19 protein-coding genes are annotated in these 20,592 nt (G+C 64.1%); 13 read left to right on the top strand and 6 right to left on the bottom strand.

Annotated elements, in window-relative coordinates:
• The first annotated feature begins 5 nt into the window (after positions 1-5).
• The 5 genes from AB0I57_RS17745 to proB all read left to right on the top strand — a co-directional run bounded on the left by AB0I57_RS17745 (position 6) and on the right by proB (position 6,920).
• Complete coding sequence (locus tag AB0I57_RS17745) at positions 6-3,386, top strand: translation initiation factor IF-2 N-terminal domain-containing protein (RefSeq protein ID WP_358338026.1); 3,381 nt, start codon at positions 6-8, stop codon at positions 3,384-3,386.
• A 206-nt stretch (positions 3,387-3,592) separates the two neighbouring features.
• A complete protein-coding gene (gene rplU, locus AB0I57_RS17740) occupies positions 3,593-3,904 on the top strand; it encodes a 50S ribosomal protein L21 (protein WP_358338023.1) in 312 nt (103 codons plus the stop codon).
• 42 nt (positions 3,905-3,946) lie between these two features.
• Positions 3,947-4,210: a 50S ribosomal protein L27 gene (rpmA, locus tag AB0I57_RS17735; protein WP_358338020.1), complete on the top strand. Its 264-nt coding sequence runs from the start codon at positions 3,947-3,949 to the stop codon at positions 4,208-4,210.
• 152 nt (positions 4,211-4,362) lie between these two features.
• Complete coding sequence (gene obgE / locus AB0I57_RS17730) at positions 4,363-5,823, top strand: GTPase ObgE (protein WP_358338017.1); 1,461 nt, start codon at positions 4,363-4,365, stop codon at positions 5,821-5,823.
• On the top strand, positions 5,820-6,920 hold the full coding sequence (proB, locus tag AB0I57_RS17725) for a glutamate 5-kinase (protein WP_358338015.1): 1,101 nt from the start codon (positions 5,820-5,822) through the stop codon (positions 6,918-6,920). The genes obgE and proB overlap by 4 nt, the downstream gene beginning before the upstream one ends.
• A gap of 3 nt (positions 6,921-6,923) precedes the next feature.
• Here proB and AB0I57_RS17720 read toward each other — a convergent pair whose 3' ends face one another.
• From AB0I57_RS17720 to AB0I57_RS17695, 6 genes are all read right to left on the bottom strand, one after another.
• Positions 6,924-7,751 (bottom strand): NAD-dependent protein deacetylase, encoded by an 828-nt coding sequence (locus tag AB0I57_RS17720; RefSeq protein WP_358338012.1) that lies wholly within the window; start codon positions 7,749-7,751, stop codon positions 6,924-6,926.
• Positions 7,752-7,770: 19 nt separating this feature from the next.
• A complete protein-coding gene (locus AB0I57_RS17715; protein WP_358338009.1) occupies positions 7,771-8,700 on the bottom strand; it encodes a D-isomer specific 2-hydroxyacid dehydrogenase family protein in 930 nt (309 codons plus the stop codon).
• Positions 8,701-8,709: 9 nt separating this feature from the next.
• Positions 8,710-9,108: an ectoine synthase gene (locus tag AB0I57_RS17710; protein ID WP_358338006.1), complete on the bottom strand. Its 399-nt coding sequence runs from the start codon at positions 9,106-9,108 to the stop codon at positions 8,710-8,712.
• A gap of 19 nt (positions 9,109-9,127) precedes the next feature.
• Complete coding sequence (ectB, locus tag AB0I57_RS17705) at positions 9,128-10,390, bottom strand: diaminobutyrate--2-oxoglutarate transaminase (RefSeq protein WP_358338003.1); 1,263 nt, start codon at positions 10,388-10,390, stop codon at positions 9,128-9,130.
• Positions 10,391-10,417: 27 nt separating this feature from the next.
• A complete protein-coding gene (gene ectA, locus AB0I57_RS17700) occupies positions 10,418-10,930 on the bottom strand; it encodes a diaminobutyrate acetyltransferase (protein ID WP_358338000.1) in 513 nt (170 codons plus the stop codon).
• 150 nt (positions 10,931-11,080) lie between these two features.
• Positions 11,081-13,180 (bottom strand): DEAD/DEAH box helicase, encoded by a 2,100-nt coding sequence (locus AB0I57_RS17695; protein WP_358337997.1) that lies wholly within the window; start codon positions 13,178-13,180, stop codon positions 11,081-11,083.
• 240 nt (positions 13,181-13,420) lie between these two features.
• On the opposite strand from AB0I57_RS17695, the gene AB0I57_RS17690 reads away from it, so the two are divergent.
• The 8 genes from AB0I57_RS17690 to AB0I57_RS17655 are packed head-to-tail and all read left to right on the top strand — an operon-like array spanning position 13,421 to position 20,572.
• Positions 13,421-14,701 (top strand): glutamate-5-semialdehyde dehydrogenase, encoded by a 1,281-nt coding sequence (locus tag AB0I57_RS17690; protein WP_358337994.1) that lies wholly within the window; start codon positions 13,421-13,423, stop codon positions 14,699-14,701.
• A gap of 45 nt (positions 14,702-14,746) precedes the next feature.
• On the top strand, positions 14,747-15,637 hold the full coding sequence (locus AB0I57_RS17685) for a MoxR family ATPase (RefSeq protein WP_358337991.1): 891 nt from the start codon (positions 14,747-14,749) through the stop codon (positions 15,635-15,637).
• Positions 15,638-15,648: 11 nt separating this feature from the next.
• The gene (locus AB0I57_RS17680) at positions 15,649-17,103 is read left to right on the top strand and encodes a VWA domain-containing protein (RefSeq protein WP_358337988.1); all 1,455 of its coding nucleotides are present in this window, start codon (positions 15,649-15,651) and stop codon (positions 17,101-17,103) included.
• Positions 17,104-17,122: 19 nt separating this feature from the next.
• On the top strand, positions 17,123-17,818 hold the full coding sequence (nadD, locus tag AB0I57_RS17675; RefSeq protein WP_358337985.1) for a nicotinate-nucleotide adenylyltransferase: 696 nt from the start codon (positions 17,123-17,125) through the stop codon (positions 17,816-17,818).
• A 29-nt stretch (positions 17,819-17,847) separates the two neighbouring features.
• On the top strand, positions 17,848-18,264 hold the full coding sequence (gene rsfS, locus AB0I57_RS17670) for a ribosome silencing factor (RefSeq protein WP_358337982.1): 417 nt from the start codon (positions 17,848-17,850) through the stop codon (positions 18,262-18,264).
• Positions 18,261-18,920: a histidine phosphatase family protein gene (locus tag AB0I57_RS17665; protein ID WP_358337979.1), complete on the top strand. Its 660-nt coding sequence runs from the start codon at positions 18,261-18,263 to the stop codon at positions 18,918-18,920. Before rsfS ends, AB0I57_RS17665 begins: the two co-directional genes overlap by 4 nt.
• Positions 18,907-19,701: a diglucosylglycerate octanoyltransferase gene (gene octT, locus AB0I57_RS17660; RefSeq protein ID WP_358337977.1), complete on the top strand. Its 795-nt coding sequence runs from the start codon at positions 18,907-18,909 to the stop codon at positions 19,699-19,701. Before AB0I57_RS17665 ends, octT begins: the two co-directional genes overlap by 14 nt.
• A gap of 4 nt (positions 19,702-19,705) precedes the next feature.
• A complete protein-coding gene (locus AB0I57_RS17655) occupies positions 19,706-20,572 on the top strand; it encodes a DegV family protein (RefSeq protein ID WP_358337974.1) in 867 nt (288 codons plus the stop codon).
• Positions 20,573-20,592 lie beyond the last annotated feature (20 nt).

Raw genomic sequence — 20,592 nt, 5'->3', positions numbered from 1 at the left:
ATTACGTGGCCGATCAAGCGCCGCCCACAAATTCAGAGCCGAACGACATGGCTACTGCGCAAAGTGCGGTTCCCGACCTTCCCGAGAAGATCCGCGTCCACGCCTTGGCGAAGATGCTGGGCGTCACGAGCAAACAGGTACTTGCCGAGGCTGCAGCCCTCGGAATCGAATTACGCAGCGCGCAGTCAAGCCTGCAACGCGACATCGCCTTGCAAGTTCACGCCGCTTTCACGCCTGGTGAGCCTGCTCCCACGGAGGCTGAGCCGACTGTGGAGGCCGCGGCTGAGCCGACTGTGGAGGCCGCGGCTGAGCCGACTGTGGAGGCCGCGGCTGAGCCGACTGTGGAGCCGGAGGCTGAGCCGACTGTGGAGGCCGCGGCTGAGCCGACTGTGGAGCCGGAGGCTGAGCCGACTGGGGAGCCAGTCGTCGAGGTTGCTTGGGAGCCGGTTTCAGAGCAGCCAGCATCTGCTGAGCCGGATGTCGGTACCGCCCTGTTTCGAACCGGTGCCGACGAATCTGGGGTTCCTGCTGTCGAGCAGGTGCCGACGGCTGCGCCGGCCATCTCTCAGGTCCCTTTGTTCCTGCAACCCGACCCCTCGGTGGTCGAGAGCCAGCCGCGTCGCAGGCGCGGGTCGCGAGATGTCGGGACGTCGGACTCAGCCGCTGAACAACCAGCCGTCGAGGAGAGGCGCGCAGCCCCGGACTCCAGTGTCACCGACTCCAGTGTCACCGACTCCAGGGTCACCGAACCCAGGGACACGCGATCGGCGGACACCGAGTCGGAAGAGTCCGAGGTCGAAGGCGATCAGCCACGCCGTCGCCGTCGTGGGCGACGCGGGCGCGGACGGGGACGAGGCGAGCAGCACATTGAGCAAGGTGCCGAGCCTAGGGCTACGGGGGAGTCCGACGGTGCCGTGGCGCAGGATTCTGCTCGAGACGAAAGAGGAGAGTCCGCGCCGGGCAAAGAGGACACGCAGGAATCGGGCCGCGAGTCCGACGAAAATCTAGGCGTGGAGTCCGAGTCGGCGTCCTCCGAGGAGAAGTCCACGGGTATCGATCAGTCGGAATCCGGTCAGACCGGAGGCGAGGAGTCGGGCGACTCGGAGACCGAGGGTTCGAGCCGTCGTCGTCGCCGTCGCCGCCGCCGCAGGTCATCTGGTGAGACCGCCGGCGAGACGATCTCCGAGGACGATCCGCCGAATACGGTGATTCACGAACGTGAGCCCCGCAACAAGAGCCGCACCAAGGACGAGGTTCAGGGCATCACCGGTTCGACACGGCTGGAGGCAAAGCGGCAGCGCCGCCGCGACGGGCGTGACGCCGGACGTCGTCGTCCGCCGATTCTGTCCGAGTCGGAGTTTCTCGCCCGCCGCGAGGCCGTCGATCGGGTGATGATCGTTCGCGACCGAATCGCAGCAGGTCGGCCGGGCGCGACCACCCAGGTTGCGGTACTGGAGGATGGCGTCCTCGTTGAACACTTCGTGACCACGTCGACGTCGGCGTCCATGGTCGGAAATGTCTACCTCGGACGTGTCCAGAACGTCCTGCCGAGCATGGAAGCGGCATTCATCGACATCGGGCGCGGGCGAAATGGCGTCCTCTACGCCGGTGAGGTCAACTGGGATGCCGCCGGGCTCGGGGGTAACTCCCGCAAGATCGAGCAGGCACTCAAGCCGGGCGATCAGGTATTGGTCCAGGTCAGCAAGGATCCTATCGGGCACAAAGGAGCCCGGCTGACCACGCAGATCAGCCTCGCCGGGCGATTCCTGGTCTTCGTACCGGGTGGCACGTCCACGGGCATCAGCCGCAAGTTGCCCGACACCGAACGTAAACGACTCAAGGACGTCCTGCGCGAGATCGTCCCTCCGGACGCCGGGGTCATTATCCGGACGGCATCAGAGGGTGTGAGCGAGCAGGAGCTTGCTCGCGACATCACGCGTTTGCAGGAACAGTGGGCTCGAATCGAGGAACAGGCCGAGAAGGCAAAGGCCGGTAAGTCCGGAAACCCGCAGGCCCTGTACGAGGAACCTGACCTCCTCGTTAAGGTCATTCGCGATCTGTTCAACGAGGATTTCTCCAAGTTGGTCATCGAGGGCGAAAAGGCCTGGACGACGGTCGAGTCGTACATCGCGTCCGTTGCCCCGGACCTGCTGCCACGGCTCGAGCAGCACAGCGCGACCAACGGCGGAATCGACGTCTTCGAAGCGCACCGCATCGACGAACAGCTGGCCAAAGCGCTCGACCGCAAGGTGTGGTTGCCGTCCGGGGGCACACTCGTCATCGACCGCACCGAAGCAATGACAGTGGTCGACGTGAACACGGGCAAGTTCACCGGTGCGGGCGGAAACCTCGAGGAGACCGTCACACGCAACAACCTCGAGGCCGCAGAGGAGATCGTGCGGCAGATGCGTCTGCGCGACATCGGGGGCATGATCGTCGTCGACTTCATCGACATGGTTCTCGAGTCGAACCGCGACCTGGTACTACGACGCCTGACCGAGGCGCTCGGTCGCGATCGCACCCGCCATCAGGTCTCAGAGGTCACGTCGCTCGGCCTTGTCCAGATGACGCGCAAGAAGTTGGGCACCGGCCTTGTCGAGGCGTTCTCGTCCAACTGCGAGCACTGCCACGGCCGGGGCATCATCCTGCATGCTGACCCGATCGAGGTGAAGTCTTCTGTAGACGATGGCTCGCGCGGGCCTTCGCGGGGTGACTCCGGTGGGTCCCGTAGAAAGCGCGGACGCGGAAAGTCATCCGACGGTGAATCCTCACCTCCTTCCGTGACCGAGGACGCCCAGGCGGTGGATGCGACCGCAAAGCGGGCGCATCCAGTTGCCCTCGCGATGGCGCACCACCATCAGGAGGAGGCGACCGCGGTCGCCGATGCGAAGCTCGACGAGTCGCCTCGGACGGGCGATGTCCCCGCTCCGGAGACCCTCGAGCGGCCTGAGGATTCTCAGGAGCTGGTGCAATCGGCTGAGGCTCCGCTCGCATCCGACCAGGCCGAGTCCGAAGAGCCTGCGGTGGAGACACCGGAACCGTTGGCCGAGCCCGAGCCGGAACCGGTAATCGAGTCCGAGTCGGAACCGGTAATCGAGTCCGAGCCGAAACCAGCGGTCCCGTCACGCAGGCGCAGCCGCAGGGTGTCCCGGGCGGCGGCTGCACCGAAGATCGAAACGGCGAGTGCTGGAACGGTGTTCGTGATTCCCAAGCCGGAGACCGAGGTTGGCGGCACTCCGGGAACGGAATCGGCGATTTCGGCAACCACCGTGGGTGAACCGCCCTCGTACGCGCACGATGGCGCGGAAGCGCGGCCCATACCGAGAAGGACGCGCCGCCGTGCGGCGGCCCGTCCGGCCGGGCCGCCCGTGGAAGCCGATCACTGACGAAGGATGCTTGGGAAGGCGACCGCTGCCGGTTTGTTCGTAGCGGTTGCCTTCCTGTAACCTTGACCAGTCGCTACTCGGCGATAGCGGTCTGCTGTGCCTTGACATTCGGGGCTGCGCGATCTCGACCGAGCTAGCCGTCATACCAGACCAGTCGTGCACTCCGTGGCGCGAGCAAGTTCGAAGAAGCAAGGGGTAGCCCTCCGATGGCAACGTACGCGATCGTCAAGACCGGCGGAAAGCAGTACAAGGTCTCTGTCGGGGACCTCGTCAAGGTCGAGAAGATCGAGGGTGAGCCCGGCACTGCTGTCTCGCTTGCTCCCGTTCTCGTCGTCGATGGATCCGATCTGACCACCGATGCTGACAAGCTCGCCAAGATTTCGGTCACCGGGGAGGTCGTCGAGCACACCAAGGGCCCGAAGGTCCGGATCCACAAGTTCAAGAACAAGACCGGATACCACAAGCGTCAGGGTCACAGGCAGAAGCTGACGGTCCTCAAGGTCACCGGTATCAAGTAGCTAGAGCTTCAGAGCTGAACTCACCCGAGGAGGGTCAAGAACATGGCACACAAGAAGGGTGCATCCAGTTCCCGTAATGGTCGCGATTCCAATGCTCAGCGACTCGGAGTGAAGCGTTTCGGTGGCCAGACCGTCAGGGCCGGCGAGATTCTGGTCCGTCAGCGTGGTACGCACTTCCACCCTGGTGTGAACGTCGGACGTGGTGGTGACGACACACTGTTCGCGCTCTCGGCTGGTGAGGTCGAGTTCGGCACCAAGCGTGGGCGCAAGACCGTGAACATTGTTCCGGCCGCGGCAGAGGCCTAGTCCTGCCGACAGCACGCATCGTCCCGTAACGGGACCTGCCAAGCTCCCGATAGGGGCGGACCTGGGTCTAGATACCCGGTCCGCCCCTATTGTCTTGGCGGGACTTTCCTAGATGAGATCAACGCAATCGGCCGAGGGAGGATTCGGCAGTCATGTCACGATTCATTGACCGCGTCGTGCTGCATGTCAGCGCGGGAAAAGGCGGCAATGGCTGCGCCTCCGTGCACCGGGAGAAGTTCAAGCCTCTCGGTGGTCCGGACGGCGGCAATGGCGGGCGCGGCGGCGACGTCATTCTGGAAGTGGACGCCAACGTCCACACCCTCCTCGACTTCCATTTCCATCCCCATGCGCGCGCGACCAACGGCAAGCAGGGGATGGGTGGCAACCGTGACGGCGCCCAGGGCGAGGACTTGATTCTCAAGGTTCCCGACGGGACTGTCGTGCTCGACGAGGACGGCCGGATACTCGCGGACCTCGTTGGGGCAGGCACCCGATTCGAGGCAGCCCAGGGTGGTCGTGGCGGCCTCGGAAACGCGGCCCTGGCCTCCAAGGCACGCAAGGCTCCCGGCTTCGCTTTGCTCGGCGAGGAGGGGGTCGAGCGTGAGCTGGTCCTCGAATTGAAGTCCGTGGCCGATGTCGGACTCGTCGGATTCCCGTCGGCGGGCAAGTCGTCGCTGGTGTCGGTGCTCTCAGCTGCGAAGCCGAAGATCGCCGACTACCCGTTCACCACTCTCGTCCCGAATCTCGGGGTGGTTTCGAGTGGCGATACCACGTTTACGGTCGCCGATGTGCCCGGGTTGATTCCCGGAGCGAGCGGCGGACGCGGACTCGGGCTGGACTTTTTGCGGCACATCGAGCGGTGCGCTGTATTGGCCCACGTCGTCGATTGCGCGACGCTCGATCCCGGACGTGACCCGGTTTCCGACATCGATGCGCTGGAGGCCGAACTCGCTGCGTACAGCGGCGCGCTGTCCGGTGACACCGGGCTCGGTGACCTAGCGGACCGTCCCCGCATCGTGATCCTCAACAAGGCGGACGTGCCTGAGGCCGCCGAACTTGCGGAGATGGTCACCCCTGATCTCGAGGCCCGCGGGTGGCCGGTGTTCACGATTTCGGCTGTCAGCCGGGAAGGGCTGCGCCCGTTGACATTCGCGCTGGCGGGAATGGTGAAAGCCTATCGTGAGGCGAATCCTCAGGTTGCTCCGAAGCGGCAGGTGCTCCGACCTGTCGCGTCCGACGAGAAGAGCTTCAGTGTCGTCTCAGATCCCGAGGTACCAGGCGGGTTCATCGTCCGCGGCGCCCGGCCGGAGCGTTGGGTGCAGCAGACCCAGTTCGCCAATGATGAGGCTGTCGGTTACCTCGCCGACCGTCTGGCGCGACTCGGTGTGGAGGACGCGCTGGTCAAGTTGGGTGCCGAACCGGGCGCTTCCGTCACCATCGGTGACGTGAGTTTCGACTGGGAGCCCCAGACGCCGGCGGGTGTCGACGTCACGAGGACCGGGCGTGGTACCGACGCCCGCCTCGACCAGGTGGAGCGCATCGGCGCGGCTGAGCGCAAGCACGCGTCCAGGACTCGTCGCGGTCTTGCGGGCCGCGACTCCGAAGAACAGTGAGCGCGACAAGGCGGGCGATCGCGTCCGCTGGCAGCGTTGTCGTGAAGATCGGCTCGTCTGCGCTGACCAGCCTCATCGGTGGTCTGGATACAGACAGGCTCGACGTGCTGACCGATGCGATCGAGGCGCGTATGCGGTCCGGTTCCGACGTGGTAGTCGTGTCCTCTGGGGCCGTAGGCGCTGGATTGGCGCCTCTGGGGCTGACCAAAAGACCACGCGACCTGGCGACGAAGCAGGCGGCGGCGAGTGTCGGACAACTTGCGCTGGCACACGCATGGGGTACGTCGTTCGCCCGCCACGGCCGCACGGTTGGACAAGTGCTGCTCACCGCCGACGACATCGCGCGCCGAGCGCAGCACCGAAACGCTCAGCGCACCCTCGACAGGTTGCGGGCTTTGCACGCTGTCGCGGTCGTCAACGAGAACGACACCGTTGCGACCGCGGAACTGCGATTCGGTGACAACGACAGACTCGCGGCGCTCGTCGCCCATTTGGTCGGCGCTGACGCGCTCGTGCTGCTCTCGGATGTCGACGGTCTCTACGACGGGGATCCCCGAAAAGGCAACGCCACACTGATTCCCGAGGTCAGCAGCCCGGAGGATCTCGACGGCGTGGTGGCGGGTGCCGGTGGAGCGCTCGGAACAGGCGGAATGGCATCCAAGTTGTCGGCGGCACGCCTTGCTGCCGATGCCGGAGTGCCAGTGCTGCTCGCCGCAGCCTCTGAAGCCGCTTCTGCGCTGAAGGATGCGGGTACCGGAACGGTGTTCGCCAGCCGGCCGACGCGGTTGTCGGCTCGTAAGTTCTGGGTGCGCCACGCAGCGGACGAGCAGGGAATTCTGCATCTCGACGAGGGTGCGGTCCATGCGGTGGTTGCCAAGCGGCGGTCGCTGTTGCCAGCCGGGATCACCGCGGTCTCGGGGCGATTCTACGGCGGCGACGTCGTGTCGCTTCTAGGTCCGGACGAATATCCGGTGGCCAGGGGAGTTGTGGCCTACGACTCGTCCGAGATCACCGACATTCTCGGCAAGTCGACTCAGGAGTTGCCCGCTGACCTTCAGCGCCCCGTGATCCACGCCGATGACCTGGTGGCGCTGTAGCGTTCACGCTGGTACCGCGGACCTTGCGGCGGCGAGGGCGGTCAGAGCCTCCGAGCACCCGGCGTCCAGGGTGAGGGTCGCGAACTCGTCGCCCCGCGTGGTACCTCGGTTGACGATGATGATGGGGATCTCGCGTTTGGCGGCGTATCGGACGAACCTCAGTCCTGACATGACGGCCAGCGACGAGCCTGCCACCAGGAGTGCCTCTGCCTCGTCGACGAGAGCATAGGCAGCCGCGACCCGCGGCTTGGGTACGGACTCACCGAAGTAGACGATGTCCGGTTTGAGCAGGCCACCACACGCGTCACAGTCCACCATCCGGAAATGTTCGGTGATCGTCAGTGAGGTATCCGCGTCCGGTGCGATCTCCACGCCCTGAGCGGCGACCACGGTATCGGTGAAACCGGGGTTCGCGTGCTCGAGCCGGTCATCGAGTGTTGCACGGGAGATCAGCGCCTCGCAGGACAGACACCGGACCTGGGCGTAGGTTCCGTGGAGATCGATCACCCGGCGGCTGCCTGCTTTGGTGTGCAGTAGGTCGACGTTCTGGGTGATGACCGAGATTACGGCCCCGCTGCGCTCTAGCTCGGCGAGCGCGCGGTGTCCGGCATTGGGACGCGCCGCGTCCATGTGCCGCCAACCGAGGTGGTTCCGCGCCCAGTAGCGGCGACGAAGTGCCGGATCTATGACGAATTGTTGATAGGTGACCGGGTTCCGCGGCGGCGAATTCGGGCTCCTGTAATCGGGGATGCCGGAGTCCGTGGAAATTCCGGCGCCGGTGAGTACGCACATACGCCGGTCACCGAGTGCACCGATCAGTCGGTCGAACACCCCTCCAGCGTAGGCCGGCTCAGTATCCGACAACGGGATCGATCAGTGCGGTGAGCTTAGAGCCTGTTACGAACCGTGTGACGTTCAATACCACGTGCTCTGCGAAGGCCTGCGGACGGACCGATGGAGGGTTCGAATCGTGGGGTGTGATGATCGCGTTCGGCAGGTCCCACAGTGGGTGGCCATCGGGAAGGGGCTCAGGATCGGTCACGTCCAATCCAGCCCCTCCGATGGCATTGTTCCGCAGTGCTTTCACCAATGCAGCCGTGTGAATGAGGCTGCCACGCGCAACGTTGATCACCCACGCGGTCGGCTTCATCTGGGCGAGCTCTGCTGCTCCGACGAGATGGCGGGTGGCGTCGGTGGCAGGTGCCCCTATCACGAAGTGATCCGCCCGGGCCCACACCTCACCCAAGCGGGTTGTCGGCAGCGTCTCGATCGCGCCCGGAACCGGGCTGCCGGAGCGGTTGACCGCGATGACGTCGGCCCCGAGCGCGGCGAGCATGGGAATCAAAGCCCGGCCGATCCCGCCCGCCCCGACTATCGCGACCGTGGAGCCGCGCAGCGTGCCGACCTTCGGGAAGAATTCCTGCTGGCGCCATGTCCTCGCCTCGAGGTGCTCGGGCACCGCGCGAACCCCAGCGAGGAGCAGTGCCAGGGCATGCTCAGCCACGGTGGCCGAGAATGCGCCGGCCGCCGAGGTCCACACTATCGAGGTATCGGGGGTGATCAACCCTGCGGAGAACCATTCTTCGACACCGGCAGAGCCCAGTTGCACCCAGCGGATGTTCTCGGGAAGTGGGTCCGGAAACCCGACAGGGTTGGCAGTCCAAACCAGGGCGTCAGCCGACTCGAGGGGCGCCGAACGCGCACCGCCCCGGCGCACCGCATCTTCGAGAAGCGGGTCCGGGGCAGGTCCTATCGCAATAGCCGGAGCGGGATCGACCATAGGTCGAACCTACGCTGGAACCTCGATCAATGGGTAGACGCCGTTCTCGTCGTGAACCTCACGGCCAGTGACCGGGGGGTTGAATACGCACAGCATCCGCATGTCGGTATCCGGTTCGACACGGTGGCGTTCATGACCGTCGAGCAGGTACATCGAACCGGGGCCGAGTTCGTAGACCTTGTCGTTGTCGAGGTCGACAAGTCTTCCGGTTCCCTCGACCAGCCAGACCGCCTCGATGTGGTTGGCGTAGTGGAACTCGTTGATCGACCCGGCTTTGATCGTGGTCTCATGGAACGAGAAACCCACTTTGTCGCCACCGAGGATGATGCGCTTGCTGCGCCAGTTGCCATCCTCGCTGGTGACGTCGCGTTCCGTATCGGTTATCTCGGCGGTCGTGCGAACGATCATGTCTGGTTCGGTTCCTTCCCTAGCTGCAAACTTTGGCAGTGGCATCGGCGAGGATCGCGAGTCCGTGATCCAACTCTTCGTCGGTGATGGTGAGGGCAGGAAGGAGCTTTACTACCTCGTCTGACGGCCCCGAGGTCTCCGCGAGCACTCCCTCGTCGAATGCGAGTTTGCATACCTTTCCTGCGCGCTCCGGCTCTTCGAACACGAGGCCCTGAACGAGTCCGCGACCGCGGGTGGAGACCGAGCCGTCGAACCGCTGCGCCAGCTCGGTGAACGCCTGGCGGACCTTGTCGCCCTTCCTCACCGTCGACTCTTGGAGCTTATCGTCCGACCAGTAATGCTCCAGCGCCACCTTCGACGTGACGAACGCAGGGTTGTTACCTCGGAAAGTGCCGTTGTGCTCACCAGGTCCCCAGACGTCGAGATCACGCTTGAACAGCGTCAGGGCCATCGGGAGCCCGTAGCCGCTGATCGACTTCGACAGGCAGACGATGTCCGGTGTGATGCCGGCCACCTCGAACGAGAAGAACGGGCCGGTACGTCCGCAGCCCATCTGCACGTCGTCGACGATCAAGAGGATGTCACGCTCGGCGCACAGATCTGCAAGGGCACGCAGCCACTCGGGGCGAGCAACGTTGACGCCACCCTCTCCCTGCACTGTCTCCACGATCACGGCGGCCGGACGGTTCAGGCTGCTACCCGAGTCGTCGAGCACCCTGGAGAACCAGTGGAAGTCCTCGGTGACACCGTCGAAGTAGTTGTCGAACGGCATCGGCGTGGCGTGCACGAGTGGGATACCGGCGCCTGCGCGCTTCATCGAGTTGCCAGTCACCGACAAAGCACCCAACGTCATGCCGTGGAAAGCGTTCGTGAAGTTGATGATCGACGAACGACCCGTAACTTTGCGGGCCAGCTTCAGTGCGGCCTCGACGGTGTTGGTGCCGGTCGGTCCCGGGAACTGGACCTTGTAGTCGAGTCCACGAGGCTTCAGAATCGTGTCTTCGAACGCGTGAAGAAATTCGCGTTTGGCCACGGTTGCCATGTCGAGACCGTGCGTGATTCCGTCGCCGACGATGTAGTCGACAAGGGCCGACTTCAGCACCGGGTTGTTGTGGCCGTAGTTCAGCGATCCGGCACCAGCGAAGAAGTCGAGATACTCGCGTCCGTTTTCGTCGCGGAGCCACGATCCGGATGCGGACTTGAATACGGTTGGCCACCCACGGATGTAGCTGCGAACCTCGGACTCGAGGGACTCGAAGATCTTCATATCAATGTTTGTCATGTCAATCCGTTCCTCCGTGACATATCCTCAGCCGATGGTGTAGAGATCCTCGGCTTCGTGTCCATCGGGAAAATCATTGGGGGAGAACAGCTCGTGCTTGGTAATCGCCGTTCCTCGGCGCCGCGCCAGTGCGGTGAACAACGCGATCGATGCGTCGTTGTCAGGGCTGATCGTCGTTTCGAGGCGGTTGATTCCATCGGGTGCAAGCCGATCGAGTAGAGAACTCAACATCCTTCCGGCAATTCCATTGCCGCGCTGGTCTGCGTCAACGGCAACTTGCCAGACGAACAGCGTCTCAGGGGATTCGGGGCGGATGAAACCCGTAACGAATCCGACTATACGCTCGTCGACGACCGCGACGACCGACGAGCGGCTGAAATCTCTACACCACAACAGGTACGCGTAGCTCGAATTGAGATCGAGTACTTTCGTGTTCGCGGCGATCTCCCAGAGCCGGACTCCGTCAGCGATCTTTGGACTTCTGAACAACACCGCGTCCGGCGCGGTGGTCGGGATGGCACTCTCTTGGACAGGCCTCATTGGATATTCGAACCTAACAACCAAACCAGCCGATTTCACGTGCCTTGCGCAATTCGTCCATTCAGGTAGGAGGGCTTCGCAGGTGAGGCGTGCAAAGTGATGCTCGTCACATTCGACGCCACTTTGACGGACTGTACACGGCAGTTCCGGCTACTTCAGGCCCGCAAGTGCGAACGGAAGAACCGACCTGACACCCGAGGTGCGAAGCGTTCGAGCAGCCATGGTCAAGGTCCAGCCGGAGTCTGTGAGCGTGTCGATCAGCAGCACCGGCCCGGTTCCGTCCGGAATGCGCGGATGCTCCCAAGCGTCCACGAGACCGGCAACGCGATATGGGGAGTTCGCCGCGGACACAGGTGGGTGTCCAGGGCGAAGTCGCAGGATTCCCAGGTTTTGTAGGCGACCGACGTCAGCGAGCCGACCGGCGAGCGACGCGGCAAGGGCGGGATGGGTTGCCGAATCCATGGCCATCACCGAGGTGGGCCGTTCGGCCCAGTCCCACGACGCGAGAACTTCGATACAGGCCTTCAGGACGTCGTCGGGAGCGGGGCCGTCCGGCTCGTCGAGTAGCGCTCGAAGGCGCTGACCCCAGCCGAGGTCGGACAGGCGGCCCAGGATGCGCCCGGGTTCGGGGCCGTCCGTAATCTTCCCGGACAGCTTCACGCCGAGCTTCGAGAGACCGACGGGCCACTGCTTGCGTGGGGTCAGGTCGACACCGGGCCGCTCGAGACGTGATCTGGTCCTCTGAACCGTCTCGGCATCGACGACCGGGTCGCGGTGCACACCGGTGCAGTTGTCGCACCGGCCGCATTCGGAGGCACTCGATGCCAGACCCGGATCGTCGAGCTGTTCGCGCAGGAACGCCATCCTGCAGGTCGTGATCCGCTGGTAGTCGATCATCGCCTGCTGCTCCGACTCGCGAGCGTGATCGAGGCGCGCATAGCGGCCCGCGTCGTACGTCCATGGTTCGCCGGTACCTACCCAACCGCCACGGACCCGCCGTACGGCGCCGTCCACATCGAGGACTTTCAGCACCATCTCGAGGCGCGCACGGTTCAGTTCCACCAGCGGCTCGAGGGCGGGTGTGGACTGAGGCCGATCCCGCTCGAGAACCTCGATCACCCTGCGCACCACGTGCTCCTGGGGGAACGCCACGGACGCGAAATAGCTCCAGATTTGCCGGTCTTCCGAACCTGGGAGCAAGATCACCTCTGCGCGATCGGTTGAGCGTCCGGCACGCCCCACCTGCTGGTAGTAGGAGATGGGGGACGGTGGAGCGCCCACATGAACGACGAATCCCAGGTCGGGTTTGTCGAATCCCATCCCGAGTGCGGATGTCGCCACGAGAGCCTTGATGCGATTGCCGAGGAGATCCTGTTCGAGTGCCTCCCGTTCCGTGGCGTCGGTTTGCCCCGTATATGCGCAGACGCGGTGGCCCCGCTCGGCGAGCAAGCTCGCGAGATCCTGTGCCGATGAAACCGTCAACGCGTAGATGATCCCCGAACCGGGAAGACTGTCGAGCTTTTCGGCAAGCCAGGCGGCGCGGGCGGCGGCCTCGGGGATCTGCACGACCGAGAGGTGCAGCGAATCACGCTCGAGACCGCCGCGGAGGACGACGGTCTCGGCTCCACCCACACCGAGCTGGGTGGAGACATCGGAAACCACCCGGTCGTTGGCGGTGGCTGTGGTGGCGAGAACGGGTATGCCCTCGCCGAGTTCGGCGATCAGCGTGCGAATCCTCCGGTAATCGGGGCGGAAGTCGTGGCCCCAGTCGGAGATGCAGTGGGCCTCGTCGACGACGACCAACCCAGCGTCCGCGGCTAGCGAGGGAAGTACCTGATCGCGGAAGTCGGGATTGTTGAGACGTTCGGGGCTTATCAGCAGCACGTCCAGTTTCTTCTCGGCAACTCGCGCGTGGATGTCCTCCCACTCCGTGACGTTCCCGGAGTTGATCGTCGCAGCCCGCACGCCGGCGCGCTCAGCTGCCGCCACTTGGTTGCGCATGAGGGCGAGCAGAGGAGACACGATGATCGTGGGACCGTGCCCTAGGGTCCGCAGGAGTTTCGCGGCGATAAAGTAGACCGCCGACTTGCCCCAGCCGGTCCGTTGGACGACAAGTGCTCGCTTGCGGCGCACCACCAGAGCCTCGATGGCGGTCCACTGATCCTCGCGCAGGACGGCGTGCTCGCCTGCCAGTTCACGGAGCAGCCGTTCGGCCTCGTCCCGGAGCATGGGCTCTGTGGCGGTCGTCATGCCCCCATCGTGCACGACCGAGGGAGGCGGTACTCGGAAACGGTGCGCGGCCCGTCTCTCGCCGACGCCACGACGATGCTGCTCCGTCCGCAATCGGTCGTGCAAATAGAGCTGTGCCGCATGGAGTTCCACCCTTGCAGATGGTGTTCGCGTCGGCTGCCGTCGAGTACTTGTTCCTCCACGACTGAACATGTTCGGGGGAGGGCATCACTCCCGGAACCAGGTAGATAGGCTGTCTTCATGACAGCAGCGACTTCCACCTCGTCGTCTGACGCCGCAGCCGATACACGTGAAGCCGTTCACGGGGCGGCCCGTCGCGCACGCACTGCGTCGCGGACCCTCGCGCTCCTGACCACAGCGCAGAAGGATGCGGCGCTCTACGCAGCGGCTGATGCGGTGCTCGCCGCCGCTGACGGCATCCTCGTCGCCAATGCGGCAGATGTCGAGTCAGCTCGGGCGTCGGGCACCGAGGACTCACTGCTCGACCGTCTGCGGCTGACCCGGGAAAGGATCGAGGGAATTGCGAGCGGACTCCGTCAGGTGGCCGCACTCCCTGATCCGATCGGTGAAGTGGTGCGTGGGTCCACGCTTCCCAACGCACTCGAACTCCGTCAATTGCGAGTCCCTCTCGGCGTGGTGGGTATGGTTTACGAGGCCCGCCCGAACGTCACCGTCGACGCGTTCGGTCTGGCATTCAAGTCCGGCAATGCCGCACTGTTGCGGGGGTCGTCGTCCGCCGCCAGGTCGAACGAGGCCCTGGTCTCGGCTGTGAGGGCAGCCCTGGCATCGCAACATTTGCCGGAGGATGCGGTGCAGTTGCTCCCGAGTGACGATCGCTCCAGCGTCACCCACCTGATCCAGGCCCGCGGTCTGGTGGACGTAGTCATCCCTCGAGGTGGCGCCGGTCTGATCAGCGCCGTTGTGCGTGACGCCACCGTCCCGACCATCGAGACAGGCGTGGGCAACTGCCACGTCTACATCCACGCTGCCGCAGACCTCGAGATGGCTGAGCAGATCCTGGTCAATGCCAAGACCCGTCGACCGAGCGTGTGCAACACCGCTGAGACGGTCCTGATCGACGCTGCCATTGCCGAAACAGCGGTTCCGAGGCTGCTGCAGGCTCTCGAGTCGCACGGTGTCACGATCCATGGGAATCTGCCGGGTCTGGTGCCTGCAACTGAATCGGACTGGTCGGAGGAGTACCTCACACTCGATATTGCGCTCGAGGTGGTCGACGACCTGGGTGCTGCGGTCGAGCACATCGACCGCTACGGCACCGGTCACACCGAAGCTATCGTGACCTCCGATGTCGCTGCAGCGCGCGAATTCACTGCCAGGGTCGATGCCGCCGCCGTCATGGTGAACGCTTCCACAGCGTTTACCGACGGGGAGCAGTTCGGCTTCGGTGCAGAGATCGGAATTTCCACGCAGAAGTTGCACGCCCGTGGTCCTATGGGGCTCCCAGAGCTGACCTCTACCAAGTGGGTCGTCTGGGGAGACGGGCATACTCGTCCGGTCTAGAAACTCGAATGGCCAACCCATTCGCAACCGCCGAAAGGACAGAGCGTGGATCGCGCACTTCCCACCTCAACGTCGTTCTTCGCGAACGTCGACGACGTAGTTGATCGTCTCGCCGCGACCGGCTACCTGGCAGACAGGGGCACCGCGACCGCAGTGTTCCTCGCCGACCGATTGGGGAAACCCCTGCTCATCGAAGGTCCCGCCGGAGTCGGGAAGACCGAACTCGCGCGTGCCGTAGCGGAGACCACAGGTGCCGAGTTGATACGGCTGCAGTGCTACGAGGGAGTTGACGAGGCCCGGGCCCTGTACGAGTGGAACCACGCGAAGCAGATCCTGCGTATCCAGGCCGGATCAAACGATGTATCGGATGGCTGGGATGCCACCAAGGCAGACGTCTTCTCCGAGGAGTTCCTGCTGTCACGGCCGCTGCTGACCGCGATCCGAAGCGAGGATCCTGCGGTGCTGCTCGTCGATGAAACCGACAAGGCCGACATCGAGATCGAGGGTCTGCTCCTCGAAGTGCTCAGTGATTTTGCGGTCACCGTACCTGAGCTGGGAACCATCACGGCCAAGAGAAAGCCGTTCGTCGTTCTGACGTCGAATGCCACGAGGGAGTTGTCGGAGGCGCTCAAGCGACGTTGCCTCTTCCTGCATCTCGATTTCCCCGACGCGGAACTCGAGCGGAAGATCCTTGTCAGCCGAGTGCCGGAGCTTCCTGAGGCCGTCGCCGAACAGTTGGTCAAGACGGTCCGGGTGCTGCGGGGAATGCAGCTCAAGAAGCTACCGTCGGTAGCAGAGACCATCGACTGGGGCCGAACGCTTCTCGCGCTCGGACTCGACACCCTCGACGACGACGCCGTACGCGCCACGATGGGTGTGGTGCTCAAACACCAATCCGACCAGCTGCGCGCTGCCACCGAGTTGCGGCTGAACTGAGGGGCGTTCCGATGGTTGGTGGTCCTTCCTCCCGGTCGAATCCGGTTGGGTTCGCCGCGCCGCACGGCCTGCCCGGGCATCTCGTCGACTTCGTCGAGGCCCTTCGTCGGCGCGGGATCATGGTCAGCCCCTCCGAAACCGTCGACGCGGGCCAGGTGATGTCGGTTCTCGACCTGCTCGACCGCGAATCGCTGCGAGAAGGCCTCGCGTGCGCGCTGCTGCGCCGACAGACCCACCGTCCCACGTTCGATGCGCTGTTCGATCTCTGGTTCCCGGCGGCGGTCGGAACCCGCTCCGACGACAGGATCGAAACGATTCTGCCCCGGAATACGAAGGGCGAGATCGATTACGACGCGCTGCGTGAGTTGATCGTCGAACTACTTGCGGACGGGTCACAGGAGGCCACCGAGCGCACTGAACTCCTGACCGCGCAGATGGTAGAGGAACTCGGGCGGTACCAGTCGGCGAACGGGCCGTCGTTCTCCGCATACCAGACGCTGCGCGACGTGGCCCCGGAGACGTTGCTGACGAAGATTCTCGACGGCCTTCTGGGTAACCAGGAAGGTGGCCATGCAGAGGCGGGGCAAAGTTACGAATCCGAAGTGGCCAAGCGTGCAGCGGCGCAGCGGATTGCCGATTTCAGGAAGATGGTGGAGCGCGAGACACGGCGGCGGGTGGCCGAGAACTTGGGCAAGGAGCGGGTGGCGTCGTACGGCGTGCCCCGACTGGCCGAAGAAGTCGACTTCCTGCGTGCATCCGATTCCGAATTGACTGCGCTGAAACGCAACGTGTCCGCGCTGGCGAGGGTGCTCGCGAGCCGGCTCGCGGTCAGGCGCAAGCGCAGCCGTGCCGGTTCCGTCGATCTGCGACGGACACTGCGCAAGTCGATGTCCACAGGCGGGGTGCCCATCGACCTCGTCCAGAGAACGCCCCGCCGAGCGCGTCCCGAACTGGTGGTGATGTGCGACGTATCGGGGTCGGTGGCAGGGTTCAGCCATTTCACACTTCTGCTCGTTCACGCTCTGAGGGAACAGTTTTCCCGGGTTCGCGTGTTCGCGTTCATCGATACCACGGACGAGGTCACACACTTCTTCGACTCCGGCGCGGACCTCGGTAGCGCGATGTCGAGGATGATCCGGGAGGCGGATCTCATCGGATACGACGGACATTCCGACTACGGCAACGCATTCGGTGTGTTCGCCGAAAGGTTCGCCGGGACTATCACGTCACGCACCTCTCTACTGGTCCTGGGGGACGGACGCAACAACTTCCGAGATCCCAATCTCGGTGCGCTGGCCGGATTGGTATCCGTCGCGAAGCACGCGTACTGGCTCAACCCCGAACCTAAAGGACGATGGGGATCGGGAGACTCCGCAGCCGAGGTCTACAACGAGGTGATCAGCATGTACGAGTGCCGGTCTGCGCAGCAGCTCACATCTGTGGTCGCCGGGTTGATCCCGGTTTGAACAAGTAAGCTCGACACTCGTGGAACAGGGAACGCAGGGCACGCGTCGGCGCCGCCTGGGGGTGATGGGTGGCACCTTCGACCCTATTCACCACGGTCATCTGGTTGCGGCGAGTGAAGTCGCCGATCGGTTCGGGCTCGATGAAGTGATCTTCGTGCCGACCGGCAGACCGTGGCAGAAGGAGGGCAGGGAAGTCAGCCGCGCCGAGGATCGGTACCTCATGACCGTCATCGCAACTGCCTCGAATCCGCGTTTTTCGGTGAGCCGAGTCGACGTCGACCGTGACAAAGTCACCTACACCGTCGATACGCTGCGCGATCTGCGGAATTATCACCCCGATGCCGAGTTGTACTTCATTACCGGTGCGGACGCCCTGGCGAGTATCCTCTCCTGGCAGGACTGGGAGGAACTGCTCTCGCTGGCGAAGTTCGTCGGGGTCTCGCGTCCGGGATTCGATCTCAACGCCGAACATCTGGCCGGTCATCTTGACGCGTGGCCCGAGGATGCGGTCACTTTGATCGAGGTCCCGGCCCTGGCGATCTCCTCGACGGAATGTCGGCGGCGGGCCAGTCAACACCGACCTGTGTGGTACCTCGTGCCTGACGGAGTGGTCCAGTACATCTCCAAACGGAACCTGTACAGGCCATCGAGCTCCAAGCGTTTCGACGGTGCCACGACAGTGTCCGAACCTGCTCCGGACAAGACCGACAGCTAAACGGCATCAACGAACTGGGAGAACATCGCGTGAGCGCAACGACCGAAGCCATCGAGATGGCACGCATCGCGGCACTGGCTGCCGACGAGAAGTTGGCCTCCGACGTGGTGGTGCTCGATGTCTCCGAGCAGTTGGTCATCACAGACTGTTTCGTCATCGCTTCGGCGCCGAACGAGCGGCAGGTGAACGCGGTCGTCGAGAATATCGAGGAACGCCTGCGTGAGGCGGGCCACAAGCCGGTGCGTCGCGAAGGTACGCGCGAAGGGCGTTGGGTGTTGCTCGATTTCGTGGACGTCGTGATCCACGTCCAGCACAACGAGGAGCGCAACTTTTACGCCCTGGACCGACTCTGGAAGGACTGTCCTGCCGTACCTGTCGAGGGCATCGGCCGGCGCGACCCGGTGCAGGATACGGACTCAGCCGATGTGGAGGAATCCGAACTGTGACGGATGCTCGAAGCGGCACCCGACGCCTGATATTGCTCCGCCACGGGCAGACGGAATACAACGCCGACAATCGCATGCAGGGCCAACTCGACACCGGCCTGACGGATCTGGGACGTGCCCAAGCTCGCACCGCCGCCTCGGTACTCGTCGAACGTGGGCCGATCTCCGTCGTGTCGTCGGATCTGCGTCGGGCCTACGACACCGCTGTCGTGGTCGGCGACAACGCTGGTCTACCAGTGCAGATCGATGCACGTCTACGCGAGACGCATCTTGGTGACTGGCAAGGTCTCACCCATCGCGAAGTCGACAGGCGATCACCAGGCGCTCGGGTTACGTGGCGTAACGATGCGACCTGGGCGCCGCCGGGCGGGGAGAGTCGAGTCGACGTCGCGCGGCGCAGCGCGCCCGTAATCGCCGAGCTGATCGAGAAGTACGAGGGCTGGTCGGACCAACCGGTGGTCCTGGTCGCCCACGGCGGCTTGATCGCGGCGCTGACCGCAACACTGCTCGACCTTCCGGTGGACAGGTGGCCCGTGCTGGGTGGGTTGGGCAACGCCAGTTGGGTGCAACTGAGCGCCCACGGAAATTCCGATTCGCTCAAGTGGCGACTCGACGTGTGGAACGCTTCTGCGAGTGTGGCCAGTGACTCCCTCTGATTCAGGATCCGGCTCGGGGGAACGCCCCGTCCTTCTCGTATTCGCCGATTCACTGTCGTATTTCGGTCCAGAAGGTGGGCTGCCGTCTGATCATCCAGATATCTGGCCCAATCGTGTTGCACGAGAACTGGGCTGGGATGTCGAGTTGGTGGCGAGGATCGGCTGGACCAGTCGCGACGCCTGGTGGGCACTGACCCAGGATCCTCGAGTGTGGTCCGCCGTTCCTCGTGCCGGTGCGGTGGTGTTCGCGGTGGGGGGCATGGACTCCCTCCCGTCTCCGCTTCCGACGGCGCTCAGGGAGCAGCTGCGTTACATCCGGCCGCCGGCACTGCGTCGCATGGTGCGATCCGGTTACCAGTGGCTTCAGCCACGTCTCTCGCCTTTGGGATGGCCCGTGGCGCTGCCCCCACGATTGAGCGTCGAATATCTCGAGAAGTCGCGTGCGGCTCTTGCCTACGTGCGCCCCTCGTTGCCCATCGTCGGAACTCTGCCGTCGGTGCACTGCAGTGACGCGTACGCCAAGGCGCACTCGGGCCGTCCGGCCGCTGTCGAGGCCATCGGTGCGTGGGCGGTCGAGAAGAGCGTTCCCCTGGTCGACCTCGCAGAAGCGGTGCGAGCCAATATTTTCGGCAACCACGGTAACCCGGACGGTATTCACTGGGGTTGGGATGCGCACGCGGCGGTGGCCGAGGCAATGCTGGCAGCGCTTCGGGTCGCCGGAGTATCCCAGAGTCCCGGCGGCCAGATTCCTGCCGGCACGGTGGCGAACGGAGCCGAGTAGCCCGATGCCTGTCGTGGTCGTCACCGATTCGTCGGCAGCTCTCCAGCCAGACCTGGTCGAGCGGTACGGGATTCGCGTAGTCCCTCTACACGTCCTGAGCGGTGACGCCGATTTCAGGGAGGGAATCGACCAGGTCCCTGCCGATCTTGCGGGTGTCACCACTTCGGCTGCTTCGCAGAACGAGTTGGCAGAGACATACGCGGAAGCGCTCGACTCGAGTGGCGGCTGCGGAGTCCTCGCGGTGCATATCTCACGACAGCTGTCCGGCACGTGGGAGGCGGGTCGTCAGGCGGCACAGACCTTCGATGGGCGTGTCCGGATCATCGATTCACAGTCCACAGGAATGGGGTTGGGCTATCCGGTCCTCGAGGCCGCACGGGCAGCCAGTGAGGGTGCGGACCTCGAGACCGTCTATCGACGGTCAGTCGATGTCGCGAGCCGCGGTCACTGCCTGATCATCGTGGATAGACTCGATCAGTTGCGTCGGGGTGGCCGGATCGGAACGGCCGCAGCCCTGCTGGGTACCGCACTGGCAATGAAACCGGTCCTCCATCTCGTCGACGGACGACTAGTCCTGAAGGAGAAGACGCGGACGACAACCAAGGCGATGTCCAAGATGGTTGACGCGGCGGTGGCGTATGCGGGCCTGGACAGGACCGCTGTCGCAGTGCATCACATGCATGCCCCGCACCGTGCCGAAGCGGTGGCACAGCAGTTGAATGAGCGGATTCCGCAGATCAGCGACCTCGTTGTCACCGAGTTCAGTGCGGTGATCGGGGCACATGTCGGGGTGGGCGCCGTGGGTGTTGTGGTGTGCCCGGAACCTGTGGCACACGGCGATGACGGTGATTCATCCACAACTCTCAATTGATCAACAAGCACACTCTTCGA

The sequence above is a fragment of the Rhodococcus sp. NPDC049939 genome, from assembly GCF_040656415.1.
Taxonomy (GTDB): domain Bacteria; phylum Actinomycetota; class Actinomycetes; order Mycobacteriales; family Mycobacteriaceae; genus Rhodococcus_F.
This window is presented reverse-complemented; position numbering and strand designations above follow the sequence as displayed.